The organism is Bacillus sp. FSL K6-2944 (assembly GCF_038005385.1).
Taxonomy (GTDB): domain Bacteria; phylum Bacillota; class Bacilli; order Bacillales; family Bacillaceae_G; genus Bacillus_A; species Bacillus_A cereus.
Genome location: NZ_JBBOTE010000006.1, coordinates 60,601 through 74,053, shown reverse-complemented (window position 1 = coordinate 74,053; position 13,453 = coordinate 60,601). Strand labels below are relative to the sequence as shown.

Below are 13,453 nucleotides of genomic sequence, written 5' to 3'. Positions count from 1 at the left end.
TTTCGGGAGAAAGCGCAATTCCAATGTCGATTGTGTCAGATCATCGGTATACAATTGTTATAGATGTAGGATGGAATTGCTGTTTTTACTATATGTGAAATCTGTTTTTTTTTACGTTTTCTAGGTGATGTATTCCATTTTATTTTTGAGAGAAATCATAAAATAAGGACAAAACGATGTATATTTGACATGTCTTGCCCTCATTTTGAATGGAGTTAAGGAAAAATAAGCAATGACAATCCCGCGAAATAGTGTAGTTTTGGTGCAAATAACAGTAGTAGGATGGGCTTGTAATGTTAGGGTGTGCAAAAAGAAAAATTTTATGCGAAAATGGTTATAAAAACCATTCTATGCAAAAGTATGGTAAAATAGAGGAGACATGTGTATAGAGAATTTGAATTCGAATCTCTCCTCTATCAAGAAGAAAGATAGCGCATGACAAGAACAACTAATGGATCTAATTCTTGACTATAGGCGACAACTACAGGATGTGTGAATCCATATAATTTTGTTAATTTCCGAAGTATTGTTTGTTTCTTTTTAATTTTCTTTTGTAAATAGGAAATATAAGATGTAGACATGAATAGCCTCCCATGCTGTATACAATATGTTATACAGTATACATACATTTCATCGGAATGAAAACGGTAACGAGAGAGAAAATATTCTATTTGAAAAGGGGAAAAATAGAGGAATGAAATCAACAGGTATTGTACGGAAAATAGATCAGTTAGGACGGATTGTGATACCGAGGGAAACGAGGCGTACGCTTGATATCCACGAAAAAGATGGCATAGAAATATTTGTAGAAGAGGAAAGTATCATTTTACAGAAATATAAATCGGATGGTACGTGTCTCGTAACAGGAGAAATTTCTTCCCAGAATATCAAACTAGCAGACGGACAGTTAACGTTGAGTCCAGAAGGAGCGAAACAGCTTCTGGAGGAATTAGAACAGTATCTGGAAAGAGTTTGAGAATACGTGGGGGGAATGGCGGATGGAGAAAAAATCACAACCTGTTTTAAAAGAAAGAGCTAGAAATACCGTATCGATGCAGGAACGGTTATTACAAGAAGTCATACAAAAGAAGAAGGTTATTTCGTTGATTTTAATCAACGGATTTCATATGAAAGGAATCGTAAAAGAATATGATGCATTTTCTATTTTGGTAGAATCCGATAACAAAAATCAATTGATCTATAAACATGCGATTTCAACGATCTGTCTTTAACAGAAAAGAAGCATGAATGTAAGGAATCATGCTTCTTTCGAAAAATAGACAGATATATAGTTAGTTGTTTACGGCTTCTTTTAATATTTTTCCAGCTTTAAAGGCAGGTGCTTTTTTTGCGGGAATGATAAGAGACTCCCCAGTACTTGGATTCCGTCCTTCTCGTGCAGCACGTTCTCGGACTTCGAATGTCCCGAATCCAAGTAGTTGGACATTGTCACCATTTTGCAACGCTTGTTGAATGGATTCTAATAGGGTATCTACTGCTAGGCTTGCTTGTGGTCTTTTTAATCCTGTTTCCATCGCTACCTTTTGAATTAATTCTGTTTTATTCATAAAACACCTCTTATTGTCATGATTATTATCTTAGTATAAGGGGAGAATGAAAACGGTGCAAGGTAGTTTGTACGTGTAACAGATCAGATTCTTTGCGAACGAAAAACGTGTACATGAGAAAGTACCCTAAAAAGAGAATGAGGCGAAAGAAAATGACAAATGTTTTTTATATGGAGCTCAACGATCTTGATTATGAACTTGAACGAGGTGCGGAAATACTGAGAGTATTGGCACATCCTGTCCGTCTACAAATTGTACATCAATTAGTCAGGAAACAGACTTTAAATGTGACCGAATTACAACAGATTTTAACGTTGCCGCAATCTACGGTTTCACAACATCTCCATAAAATGAGAAATCATAAAGTGTTATCACATGAACGCAAAGGAACAGAAGTATTTTATCGAGTGGACGATAAACAAGTGAAACAAGCGCTTTACGTACTGATGAGCTGAATAGCGCGATTTTGTGTACCTAAAGTTATGTTCGGATACAAAATAAAACGAGGAGAGGGGTTCTTCTATGGGCGGAAATTTATATTACACGTATATCACAATAAAAGAAATTATTTTTATCCATGCCTATGTGACTGGGAAAGAAATTCCCTCTTCACAAGCATTACAAATTCTAGGACAATTTGATCCAGAAGAAATCCCAGGCACCATTAGAGAAACACGTCGGTATCGTATACGGAATAATGGAGAAGAATTGTTCCAATACTATAGACAGAAACATCCGAAATTATTTGAGAAACAAAGATTATGCACGTACGAAGAGTTGAAGCAACGAGCGGTGTCTTACTGTTCGGCCCATTTGACGATTCACATGTAATTCAGGATGGACAGGATCATGTTCTGTTCACTTGAATACCACCTAACAATTGGAAATTAAATCCAATTTATTAGCCGAGGGTGATAAAAAACGAACGCTCAGATTCCTCTATAACGAAAGAGAAGAAAGTGCCGAATACATTTTGGTCTTGGAAGATAAAAAGCGTCCATACGAGTAGATAAGAGGATGAAAAGATGGATAGTAAATATTCCAGGTAGAAAGGGATATAAATTAGTGAGAATAAGTGCATATGCAAGCGGTTTATAAATTTCACGTACCGTAACGAAGAAATAAAACACACCATCAAAAAAACAACAAAGGTTGCTTCTTTTCTCCTTTTTCAGCTACAATAGATATATACCTTCTTTGCCCATTCCCTCTAAAAAGGGGAATAACAAAAAACATATAGAATATGAAATAAGAAAGGTGACTCACTTTATGACGCAACCTTTAGTGAATTTGCGAGTCGATTATGCTTTCAAGCAATTATTTGGAACAAGAGGAAATGAACAGATTTTAATGCAATTTTTGAACGTGACGTTAGCGTCTTCGCTTTCTTCGCCGATTCAAACGCTGAAAATAGAAGACCCACATATGCACCGCGAATATGAAAAAGACAAATTGTCCATTCTAGATGTATTAGCAACGTTAGACGATGATACCCAAATTTCCATTGAAATTCAACTCTCTGACCAAAATGATTTCCTCAAACGTAGTTTGTATTATTGGAGTCGCTTATACGCTTCTCAAATGCAAAAAGGTAGCTCTTATGATACATTGCGAAAGACAATTACCATTAATATTTTGAACTTTCCTGTCTTTCCAGAATACGAAACATTCCATACAACAGGAAAGCTGTGGGATATCGAGTTACAAAAGCTACTCTTAGACGATATGGAATTACACGTAATTGAAATTCCAAAATTAATGGCACAATGGAAAGAAGAACAAGTGAATCCGTGGGAAGACTCTTTTGTGAGATGGTTACTGTTGCTATCTGCAAACGAAGATACACAATTAACACATACGCTGGAGGAGATCGCTATGAATCGAGATCCGATTTTAAAAGATGCGATGCAAAAATGGGAAAAGATGAGTCAAGATCCTGGATTCCGTATGTTGTATGAAGCAAGACAAAAGACTCTTATTGATGAAGCCTCTAAATATAAATATGCAGAGAAAAAAGGACGAGAAGAAGGGCTTCAAGAGGGTATGGAAAAAGGGAAAGAAGTAGGTATTCAAGAAGGGAAATTTGCGGAAAGAGAGCAAATTATCCGTGGCATGCATAAAAACGGCATGGATATCGAAGATATTGCAAAATTTACGAATATGGACCTGTCGGATATACGACATATTTTGGGACAATAACAAAGATACACCTATCGCATAGGATGGGTGTATCTTTGTTATTGTTTGATTATTCAGAATATTTACGATTCATTTCTCCCTTACTAAACAACCGATTGTACTGTTCCTGTATACTTTGGAGTTGTAAACTTAGTCCTTTTGCCAGTGGTGTCATTTTGAGGTCTTGTTGTAAAATGAGCAATAACTGAGACACTTTTATAAGCATCTCGTGAATCTCATATGATTCTTTTATCAAACCATCTATAGAAACCTGCTGAAGAATCGATTCAATTTTGCTCATTTCCCAATCAATTTCTTGTAACAATTGTGTAGAATTACTAGACCATGACTTGTCCAAGTATAATCCCTCTCCTGTCTTCGATATCTATTTGTATCCAACTTACTGATAGTTTTCATGTTACTATGGAAAAATAGAAAAGGAAATCTGGAAATTCAAACGATACACTTCTTCTGTTACATTCTTTTTAATTGTTTTTATAATTGAAATTTATATATGTATTACTATTCCTGTAAGCTTAGTGATATATGGTATAAGTATTCCGAATTTCTATTAAAATATCCGCAATTCGCTTGCCATTTTTCAAAATCACGTGATTTTTTGTATACTCATCTATACATTGTCCTAATTTTTGATTTAACATGACTTCTATTTCACCGTTTTCTCGCATGTTACTCGTTAATAAGGTCGGCTCTTTACTTAACAAGCAATACAATTGTAAGGTTTCAGCCAATACTGTCACTAATGGTCTCAATAGAATATCATGGTGTGGAAGCATATCAGCAGCAATTTGTTTATTTAAAACAAATTGAATGCCATTTTCTTTTACATCAAATCGATATAAGAAAATCATTTACACATAGCACACCCTTTTCATATGATGTGGGAAGATATAAGAGAGAATAAGAATCGTATACTGTTGTATCATCCGCTCATTCCCTCAACTGAATAAAAGAATGGTCTATATTCATTATATATCAGGGGAAGTCACTATTCAATTTGTTATTTCATTTTAGCTGGATATTTCCAATCTGGCTTATCTTTTTTATCAGGGTTTATGTTTGTTTTTTGTTTTGATTTCTTTTGCCCTACTTTGTTCTTCACTTGATTTTGTTGTTCGAATGTATCTAACGTTATTTGTATTTGTTCCAACTTAATTTCGGACTATGAAATAGAACCGTTCTTTCTTTTCGTTCTTCACCTAGCTTACGGATTGCATGTTTACACTATCTATGCCTAGTATACGGTGAACGTTATGGACAAAAGAACTTCTCCCTAATGTATGTGTCGTACCAAAGGGAACGCCTAATTCTTTTGCTATCCGTATCACACCTTTAGAGCCGGAGGTTGCACCACCATGCCCCATATGTTCTAACATGAGCATGACAATATCTGCATTCCGTATCATTTTGCGTAATGTAACTTCTCGTTCCCTTTTCCCATGCGCCCACTGAAAATTTCCACCTCTAACGGTAATTTCTTCTTCAATGGCTGCTCGACCTGGTTCAAATCCTACCATCAAAATTGTCTTTCCTTCCAACGTTTGTACATACTCTTTTTGATTTTTTTCTTGCTTTCTCTTCATACGGGCTGGTTTACTAAAATCATTTACAAAACTAGACGGATACGTCCAAGCAACCCTGACAATGTCTGGAGAACTCTTGTAATAGGCAAGATCAATAATATCTCCCTGGACGACAGAAGCAGCATCTTTGGGCGGAATCCAAAATCGATGAGGAGCTCCATTGACATATATACGATTCTGTTGCATGTCTTTCTCCACAAAAAATTGTTGGCGTTCTTCATCATATTCTACAATGGCATAGGAACAACAACCACGTTCTTCATTTGGTGGCATATGTCGCCTTTCGGCCACTTCAAATCTATGCTTATACCGTCCATCCGACACAGATACATTTTCTGTTACATACACGCAATCCCCATGTTCTAATTCTAACGCTCTGACAATGCGTTCGGGAACAAAACATCCTATTCCTTGTAATTCTCCTCCCTTTAATTTACGCTGAAATACATACGATTCCCTCTTTTCAAAAGGTTCTGTTTTAGCAAGAGAATGTGTATGAAGGGTATTCGTCTCTGGTTCTGTGAGTTCCTTCTCTCTATGGGGTGTTTGTACGATGGTTACATCTGGTAAACGAAGGATATCTTTCATCACATATAGATAGCTCTGTAGAATCTCCTCAGTTTTCACAATTGATTGTTCCTGTAATTCTATTTCACAAATGACCGCCTCCATCCCTTTTTTTAGTTCCGACAAAATGTTTTGTTTATCCATCTTTTCCACCTCTCTGGTCACAAAATAGGTAAAGTTCAGAAAATTAAAACCTATTAGATTAATATTAATATATCCTCCATATACAAACTACGAATACAGAAATGTTTATGTTGTGCTCATCTTCCACCTGTTGGTCATGTATGGTGAAAAGACGGTCGAAAAAGGACCGTCTTCTAAAAAAACTTCCTAGATGACACCTACAAATCATATAGAAGATCGTGTGCTTAACAGCATTTCTCTTTCGTAGATTTTATCATAGACATGGTAGAAGTCATCATTTCATTACACTCGTGCATTGTACTAACAATATTTTTATCCATGTGTATATTCAAATAGATATATTTCACTTCTCTTTACAAGTACATCCATTTTTTTAGTACGTTGCTCCCACTAGATTCTTCTTATTTTAAAGATATTAACTAGCCTGTTGAATCGATATGATAGGTGGAATCGAAATAGATAAAGGATAGCTGCGAGTTTCTCCCATCGCGTTTTTCGCTACCACATGATACATATAAGATTGCTCAGGTACGATATTTAAATCTGTAATAGTAGATGTTGAAAAAGTCTGGATTTTTTGATTGTTTTTATACAAATCGTATGCAGTCGCATTTTTTGCTGAAATGTTGAATTTAATTTCAGAAGGACTTATATCCGTAGTTTGCATTTGTACCCCAAATGGCGGATATTGCTTGTGTATAGGCTTAATCACATACGCCACACTATTTGACATATCTAATAATGTCTGATAATGCATATATGCATATCCTTGATCGCCAAATTTTGTCCCCCAACTATTTCTTACAATGAACCATTGGTTTGTCTCATCATACCCCACGATCACAAGAGCATGTCCCCCTCTGGATTTCTTTTCTGTAACAGGTGGTACAATTCCAGATGTAGGAGTTGCATCAAAGTTGGGATATACATGTATTCCTACTAAAACAGGGTCTTGATTAGCTAGTGCTTGCTTTATATCAGCAAGCATATTTGCTTGACGTATAGCTTGATAGGAACTAATTTTATAAGGAACTGCATTTTTTTGCTGTAAGGCTGTAAGAGGTTCTTTAAATTGGTTTGTATTTTCTGGATTTAAATCATACAAGCGTTCTGTTTCTGGAGGTACTCCTTCTTGTTTTAAAATTTGAAAGGCTGACTCGAAATACATACCGTCCTTTGGCCCACTTGGATAATAAATATAAGAGGGCGATAAATACGTAATGTCTGTTCCACGTGCTCCTGCATCTTTTGCAATATAGTATTCTCTTAAAGCAGTTGTAGCAAATGGGACACATGTACCAAACTTCCCTTGACTTCGTACTTCCGGAAAATATTCTCGTAAATCGATGCGATTGGGAAGAATATTTGGATTTTGAATTCCCTGTTGTTTGTGTTTGGTTGCTTCTTGTTTTGTGAGATAAGAAATAGATGGTGTATAATCGGGTATAGCTTCGTTTATCTTCGTATCTTTTAAACCCAATCCATACGTAGAGAAATCATTTGGTTGAAATGATTTCTCTGTTTCAGCATGTACAACTGGCACGAATAAAAATCCGATAATTCCGACTAATGTCATCATAAAAAAAGTAAACGTATTATCCTTCATAAAACTCCCCTCTCCAAATGTATTACCTTTTCGTAAACTAAAACTTTAGCTACGCACTAAATATATAACAAATTAAATGCATTAACTATATTACATAAGTTGATAAATATTTTAGATTTACCGTTCATAAAGGTACACCTTTTGAAACTGTGAAAAATATACGAAAACTTCGTTCCTAAACCTCGAATTCGTGTTTTAGGAACGTTTCTATAAAAATGGCACCTTTCGGTCTATTTCTCTGTTATACTATCATCATATAAACAAAATTGAAGGGGTTCACGTATATTGAATAACAGAAAATTCGGATATATAAGAGTGAGTAGTAAAGAGCAAAATGAAGGTAGACAAATCGAAGCGATGCGAAAAATTGGAATTGATGAAAGAGATATTTTTATGGATAAACAATCTGGAAAAGATTTTAATCGTCAAAATTATCAACTTGTCAAACTGATGTTGCGAGAAGGAGATATTTTATATGTGCAATCACTTGATCGTTTTGGCAGGAATAAAGAAGCGATTTTAAATGAATGGAAGGATATTACAAAAAATATAAAAGCACACATTGTCATTACAGATATGCCTTTGTTAGATACAACAAAATATAAAGATAATTTAGGAAATTTGATTACTGATCTTGTACTTCAAATTCTTTCTTGGTTGGCAGAAGAAGAGCGTACCAAAATCAAAACACGTCAAAGAGAAGGGATTGATTTAGCAAAAAAACAAGGAAAACACCTAGGTAGACCCAAAGCGGAAATTACCCCTGCATTTATCACTGCATATGATATTTGGAAAACTGGGTCCATTACAGCAGTGGAAGCAATGAAGAACGCAAATGTGCCCAAAACTACGTTTTATCGACTGGTTCAAAAATATGAAGATCAACTAGCAAAATAACCAATAGATGGGAAGAAACATCATGTTTGTACTTGGCATAGATATTCTATTGGGTTATCTTATCATGGGAATAATCGTTGCATGTATTGTTTGTTATCTCGAATTTAGAGAGTAACTTTCTCAATACCAATATATATAATTTCTAGTAAAATAAAAGATGCTAACATTTATACTAGCTTTTTATAACTTTCTCCTAAACACCACAGGCCCCTACTTGTGGTGTTTATTTTTATATCAAAAGCCACTCATTGAGCAATTGAATGAAAAGCAATAACAAATAAAAGGATATTTTTATGTTTTCTACCCCTCATTGACATCAGTGCTGATGAGGTTGCAAAATGTAGCGAAGCCACGATACTATCAAGGGGATCCCCTTGATAGTGAAATGTTTATATAGTAATTATAGTGGGATTCTATACGTATCAATATTTTTAAACAAATGTTTGATTCGGCATCCTTCATGCGAAACCAATGTAGATTCGCTACCATTCGTCAATATTTTGTATACACTTTTTGAGAAAGGAATCCTCTTATGTATAAATCCGATTTCATTGCTTTCTTACTATTCCTTATTTCCTTTTCTTGTTACCTCATATATATAACCAACAACCCACCCTATGTGCATCCAGTCATTTTATTATCTATTATGTTGATTACAATTGTCGGTATCATTCTTTTTAGTGATTTTCATGATCCAACTTATATAAGATACATACTTCTCATTGGATTGTTCCTGTATCTCATTCTTATATGCCTTACAATTTCGAACATACCAGACAAAAACAGTCTTTGACATTATGGGGGTTGCTTATGCAATATAATGGATTTGAAAAACAAAAGAAAGTAGCATAATTTTTAAAAATGCTACCTATCTAGGTTTATTTGCTATATTCATTTTTAAGGACACAAAATATTTTAAGTTTTTTTCGCTAATATGCACGAAAGCTCATTTTGTTTCCGTCCTTACGTTGATGGGCATGTATGGTGCCCCTTATATGGTTATAGAAGCATATATTTAATGGCATTTCTCCGAAAAATCCAAGTATCGGGAGACTTAACATATCGACGATTATATTATTTTAAGATGATTTTTGATGTGTATAAGTAAGTATAACAAAAATATTTCGGGGAGAACAGACTATATATTAAAAAAAAAACAGTCTATTCTTAATTTTAGGCGCCACTAAAATTAAGGGGAATCATTAATATGAAAAAAACAGTTCGTAATTTATTTATTGCATCTTGTCTTGCAGGAAGTGTATTACCTGGAGTTGCAAATGCTTCTACCGATGTAGATCCTAAAAATAGTAAAAAGGAATTAACAGAAGCGAATACGTATATAGCTGAAGTCATAAAAATTTCAAACGGTAAGGCTGAAAAGGTTCCTATTATGCAATATGAACAAGAAAAGAGGGAATCTAATAATAAACAAAAATTAGCAGCAATACAAAATAACAATACAGGCTCTATTGCAGCAATGGCGAATAGAAAAGAATATAAGCCAGAGAGAGAGTATAATTTTTATATGCCCTCTCAAAGAGCGAGTGCAACAATGAACTGTCCGGCTAATGGAAATGGTTGCTCTATAGCGAAGACATATGCCATTACACAAACAGAGACCTGGGATGCTGGAGGCGGATTAGATATAAAATTTGTAAAACTAAATGGAGGATATCATTGGGCTGAGGCTTTAACCAACTCTAGTACGTATAGTTTTAATTTAAAACCAGGACAAAGGGGGTTCATTGGTTTTGAAGCTAAAAGATTCTATACTACTGGAGTGGTAAATACGTATAGTGACATCTGGGGGAACCTTATTTCTTCAAATCGGATTTCAGGTAGTACTCCGGTAGCAGTACCTGGTACTTCAGAATTAGATGGTGTAATCACACTAAGATTAGAAAGATAATTTTCACGCAAGAAGGTTAGCGAACTAAAACATTTAGAGGGTGTTGCAAAACCCATAAATATCCAAAAATGCATGCATAAAGAAAGCCGTCTTCTTGGAAGAATGATAGTATCCCAAACTATCTCCAGAAAGGACGGATTTACTAGTATGATAACCAATTTTGAGGAAAATCAATCGATTTTACATATTTTATTTGCGTACGTAGACAGTTTAACAATTGGAGGCGTTCCGCCTGTTACAGGTCGCCCACCAATCTGCAGAAAAGCTTTACTGAAATGTTTTTTCCTGAAAAATGTATTCCAAATTGATTCTTTACGCAAATTAACTCGTTTTTTACATCAATTTCCTTCATTTCGTGCATCTTGTGGGCTATCTTTTGTTCCTCATATTTCCACCTTTTCACGTGTAAGCACTTGGTTTCGTGAAGAAAGTATTCCAGTCATTCATGAAAAGGTTCTTCACGAACTTAATTTAGGGCTAATTCCTTGCGTCTTAATTGATAGCACGGCCTTACGAAGTAGTTTGTATGATTCACAAGCAAGGTGGGGGAAATCGACTCGTTATGGTTGGTATAAAGGATATAAGGCTCATGTTTGTTCTACACCAGAAGGTGTTGTATTGTCATATACATTTACAACAGCGAACGTACATGATAGCAAAATGGCTTCTGTATTGCTTCGAGATATACAAGATCGAAATGTCTTGTTTTCCGTTGCAGATGCTGCGTATGATAGTCAGCACATTTATGAAATTGCAAGAACGTGTGACATCTTTGCCATGAATCCAATCAATCCACGGAATGGTGAACAAATCAAGAGTACACATCATCGTGTATTGTCTCATTTTGTACAAACCATCTTTGGTAAACAGTTGATGAAAGAGCGTGGGAAAATTGAACAACAGTTTAGTAAACTCAAAAATAAAGGGCTAGAACAGCCACGTTGGTATGGTCAAAATCGCTATCTACTACATGTTCAGCTAGTTTTTCTGATTCATAACATTGCATATTTATTTTAGTTTTGCAACACCCTCTAACCTAATTTCCAAGAAATAGAGGTGAATGTAGGGTGGCTAAACCTTTTAAAAAAAATAGTCGTTATATGGTTGGGTTGGACAGTCTCAGGGGCCTAGCTATACTAGGTGTTATGTTGTATCATATTAATTTTAATTGGATGCCTGGAGGATTTTTGGGGGTTACTGTATTTTTTGTACTTTCAGGTTATTTAATTACAGATATTCTAGCGATAGAGTGGAAGAGAAATCAGAGAATTGATTTAAAAAAATTCTGGCTTAGTAGGGCAAAGAGATTGCTTCCGGGAATGCTCGTTATAACGTTGGCATGGATTACGATTTTTCATAGCTCTTTACTTGAAAAAATGCGCGGAGATTCATTAGCGGCATTATTTTATGTTAGTAACTGGTGGTATATTTATCATAAATTATCGTACTTTGATAATTTTAGCCAGCTTTCTCCATTGAATCATTTTTGGTCGTTAGCAGTTGAGGAACAATTCTATGTTGTTTGGCCGTTTATCATTAGTTTAGGGCTTTACTACATAAAAAAACAATCCCGTATGATTTTATTAATTTGTCTGGGAGCCGTTGCTTCCGCTTTAGCGATGGCAATTTTGTATGAACCTGGAGCTGATCCGAGCAGAATATATTATGGTACAGATACGAGGGCCTTTTCCTTACTTATCGGGGCGGTACTTGCCTTAGTTTGGCCAAGCAATAGGCTAGCAAATAAAATTATCCCAAAGGCGCGTTTCATTCTTGATGTAGTGGGGGGCATTGCCCTTATTATTATTTTGGTTATGTTTTGGAAGACCAATCAATATGATCCATTTCTATACAAGGGAGGAATGGTTCTCTTATCAATTGCAACAGCATTGTTAGTGGCCAATCTAGCTCATCCAGCTAGTCGTATTGCTCAATTTTTACGATTTAGGCCTTTACGTTGGATAGGGATAAGATCGTATGGCATATACCTCTGGCATTATCCAATTCTTACATTGACGACTCCAAAGGTAAATACTGGGGATTTCTCATTAATAAGAGCAATCCTTCAATTTCTTTTGATTATATTGATTGCGCAAATTTCATGGAAGTTTATTGAAAAACCAATCCGACAAGGTGCGCTCCGGAACATTCAGTTTAAAAATTTAAGAATTCAAAATGTCACTTTAGGTGTTAAGTTAGCTTTAATTTGTACATTATTCGTTTCGGCGATAGCGGTCGTAGGGTTATCAAAAGCTAGTAAGGCTAGGGAGAACTCTCAACAAGATAAGGTGGAAACAGCACAAACACAACCGGCGCCACATCCAGTTGCAGTTTGGGAAAATCCAAATCAAGAGACGCCTCAAAAACAAGGAGAATCAAAAGAAGTAAATTCTGCGCAACCTAAAAATTCACTCACAGTTACTGCGATAGGCGATTCCGTTATGATTGATATTACTCCGTATTTAAAAAATGCTTTTCCTGATATTAGGATTGATGCCCAAATTGGTCGCCAGCTGTCAAAAGCGATTCCGGTAGTTGAACAGTTAAAATATGAAGGTAATTTAGGAAATTATGTCATTATTGGATTAGGTACAAATGGAGCCTTTACTACTGAGCAACTTGTCTCATTAATAAAAGTAATTGGAAACGAACGTAAAATCATATTTATTAATACGAGAGTACCACGTCCGTGGGAATCAATTGTGAATGAGAGACTGAAAGTTACGGCATCTGAATACCCGAATGTAACTCTAGTTGATTGGTATGTAGCAAGTGCTGGAAAGCAAGACTACTTTGCACCTGACGGTGTGCATTTAACCAAAGTAGGTGCAGAAGCATACGCAGCACTTGTAGCCAAAGCAGTGAAGTAATAATGAAATATGTTTTAATAATTTTTGGTTCCACCACATCGCTATTAAGCTAACAAGTTCTGTTGCAAAGTTCGAAAAAGTATACGATAATTCACAAAATCTGGTTAGAT

The 13,453-nt window shown here is 35.4% G+C and carries 16 protein-coding genes; 9 read left to right on the top strand and 7 right to left on the bottom strand.

Translation table 11 applies throughout. The features are described from left to right. Positions 1–416 precede the first annotated feature (416 nt). Positions 417–581, bottom strand: coding sequence for an aspartyl-phosphate phosphatase Spo0E family protein (locus tag MHH55_RS33475; RefSeq protein WP_078187209.1), 165 nt, complete (start codon positions 579–581; stop codon positions 417–419). A 113-nt stretch (positions 582–694) separates the two neighbouring features. Here MHH55_RS33475 and MHH55_RS33470 point away from each other — a divergent pair, with 113 nt between their 5' ends. Next, on the top strand, positions 695–976 hold the full coding sequence (locus tag MHH55_RS33470) for an AbrB/MazE/SpoVT family DNA-binding domain-containing protein (protein WP_340882365.1): 282 nt from the start codon (positions 695–697) through the stop codon (positions 974–976). 22 nt (positions 977–998) lie between these two features. After that, complete coding sequence (gene hfq, locus MHH55_RS33465) at positions 999–1,232, top strand: RNA chaperone Hfq (RefSeq protein WP_078187210.1); 234 nt, start codon at positions 999–1,001, stop codon at positions 1,230–1,232. 60 nt (positions 1,233–1,292) lie between these two features. Here hfq and MHH55_RS33460 read toward each other — a convergent pair whose 3' ends face one another. After that, on the bottom strand, positions 1,293–1,568 hold the full coding sequence (locus MHH55_RS33460) for an HU family DNA-binding protein (RefSeq protein ID WP_078187211.1): 276 nt from the start codon (positions 1,566–1,568) through the stop codon (positions 1,293–1,295). A gap of 152 nt (positions 1,569–1,720) precedes the next feature. Here MHH55_RS33460 and MHH55_RS33455 point away from each other — a divergent pair, with 152 nt between their 5' ends. From MHH55_RS33455 to MHH55_RS33445, 3 genes are all read left to right on the top strand, one after another. Then, positions 1,721–2,023, top strand: coding sequence for an ArsR/SmtB family transcription factor (locus MHH55_RS33455; RefSeq protein ID WP_078187212.1), 303 nt, complete (start codon positions 1,721–1,723; stop codon positions 2,021–2,023). A 67-nt stretch (positions 2,024–2,090) separates the two neighbouring features. After that, positions 2,091–2,399 carry a hypothetical protein gene (locus tag MHH55_RS33450; protein WP_078187213.1) on the top strand — a complete coding sequence of 103 codons (309 nt, stop codon included), beginning with the start codon at positions 2,091–2,093 and terminating at the stop codon, positions 2,397–2,399. A gap of 438 nt (positions 2,400–2,837) precedes the next feature. After that, positions 2,838–3,767 carry an Rpn family recombination-promoting nuclease/putative transposase gene (locus MHH55_RS33445; RefSeq protein ID WP_078187214.1) on the top strand — a complete coding sequence of 310 codons (930 nt, stop codon included), beginning with the start codon at positions 2,838–2,840 and terminating at the stop codon, positions 3,765–3,767. Between the two features lie 49 nt (positions 3,768–3,816). Here the strand turns inward: MHH55_RS33445 and MHH55_RS33440 are convergent, their stop codons facing one another. The 5 genes from MHH55_RS33440 to MHH55_RS33420 form a co-directional block, all read right to left on the bottom strand. After that, entirely contained in the window at positions 3,817–4,104 is a 288-nt protein-coding gene (locus MHH55_RS33440) for a hypothetical protein (RefSeq protein WP_078187215.1), read from the bottom strand. 178 nt (positions 4,105–4,282) lie between these two features. Further along, on the bottom strand, positions 4,283–4,618 hold the full coding sequence (locus MHH55_RS33435; RefSeq protein WP_078187216.1) for a hypothetical protein: 336 nt from the start codon (positions 4,616–4,618) through the stop codon (positions 4,283–4,285). Positions 4,619–4,767: 149 nt separating this feature from the next. After that, a complete protein-coding gene (locus MHH55_RS33430; RefSeq protein ID WP_166669643.1) occupies positions 4,768–4,917 on the bottom strand; it encodes a hypothetical protein in 150 nt (49 codons plus the stop codon). 49 nt (positions 4,918–4,966) lie between these two features. Beyond that, positions 4,967–6,061, bottom strand: coding sequence for a hypothetical protein (locus tag MHH55_RS33425; RefSeq protein WP_078187217.1), 1,095 nt, complete (start codon positions 6,059–6,061; stop codon positions 4,967–4,969). Positions 6,062–6,476: 415 nt separating this feature from the next. Then, positions 6,477–7,667, bottom strand: coding sequence for a C1 family peptidase (locus MHH55_RS33420; protein ID WP_078187218.1), 1,191 nt, complete (start codon positions 7,665–7,667; stop codon positions 6,477–6,479). 285 nt (positions 7,668–7,952) lie between these two features. Here MHH55_RS33420 and MHH55_RS33415 point away from each other — a divergent pair, with 285 nt between their 5' ends. From MHH55_RS33415 to MHH55_RS33400, 4 genes are all read left to right on the top strand, one after another. Further along, entirely contained in the window at positions 7,953–8,564 is a 612-nt protein-coding gene (locus tag MHH55_RS33415) for a recombinase family protein (protein ID WP_078187219.1), read from the top strand. A 1,207-nt stretch (positions 8,565–9,771) separates the two neighbouring features. Next, on the top strand, positions 9,772–10,473 hold the full coding sequence (locus MHH55_RS33410) for a DUF6060 domain-containing protein (RefSeq protein ID WP_078187220.1): 702 nt from the start codon (positions 9,772–9,774) through the stop codon (positions 10,471–10,473). A gap of 147 nt (positions 10,474–10,620) precedes the next feature. Continuing rightward, positions 10,621–11,490 carry a transposase gene (locus MHH55_RS33405; protein ID WP_078187221.1) on the top strand — a complete coding sequence of 290 codons (870 nt, stop codon included), beginning with the start codon at positions 10,621–10,623 and terminating at the stop codon, positions 11,488–11,490. Positions 11,491–11,540: 50 nt separating this feature from the next. Next, positions 11,541–13,343, top strand: a complete 1,803-nt coding sequence (locus MHH55_RS33400) for an acyltransferase family protein (protein WP_078187222.1) — start codon at positions 11,541–11,543, stop codon at positions 13,341–13,343. Positions 13,344–13,453: the final 110 nt, after the last annotated feature.

Bases quoted from the DNA above. Each gene is read 5' to 3' on its own strand.
- MHH55_RS33475 (WP_078187209.1), bottom strand. From the start codon at position 581: ATGTCTACATCTTATATTTCCTATTTACAAAAGAAAATTAAAAAGAAA.
- MHH55_RS33470 (WP_340882365.1), top strand. From the start codon at position 695: ATGAAATCAACAGGTATTGTACGGAAAATAGATCAGTTAGGACGGATT.
- hfq (WP_078187210.1), top strand. From the start codon at position 999: ATGGAGAAAAAATCACAACCTGTTTTAAAAGAAAGAGCTAGAAATACC.
- MHH55_RS33460 (WP_078187211.1), bottom strand. From the start codon at position 1,568: ATGAATAAAACAGAATTAATTCAAAAGGTAGCGATGGAAACAGGATTA.
- MHH55_RS33455 (WP_078187212.1), top strand. From the start codon at position 1,721: ATGACAAATGTTTTTTATATGGAGCTCAACGATCTTGATTATGAACTT.
- MHH55_RS33450 (WP_078187213.1), top strand. From the start codon at position 2,091: ATGGGCGGAAATTTATATTACACGTATATCACAATAAAAGAAATTATT.
- MHH55_RS33445 (WP_078187214.1), top strand. From the start codon at position 2,838: ATGACGCAACCTTTAGTGAATTTGCGAGTCGATTATGCTTTCAAGCAA.
- MHH55_RS33435 (WP_078187216.1), bottom strand. From the start codon at position 4,618: ATGATTTTCTTATATCGATTTGATGTAAAAGAAAATGGCATTCAATTT.
- MHH55_RS33425 (WP_078187217.1), bottom strand. From the start codon at position 6,061: ATGGATAAACAAAACATTTTGTCGGAACTAAAAAAAGGGATGGAGGCG.
- MHH55_RS33420 (WP_078187218.1), bottom strand. From the start codon at position 7,667: ATGAAGGATAATACGTTTACTTTTTTTATGATGACATTAGTCGGAATT.
- MHH55_RS33410 (WP_078187220.1), top strand. From the start codon at position 9,772: ATGAAAAAAACAGTTCGTAATTTATTTATTGCATCTTGTCTTGCAGGA.
- MHH55_RS33405 (WP_078187221.1), top strand. From the start codon at position 10,621: ATGATAACCAATTTTGAGGAAAATCAATCGATTTTACATATTTTATTT.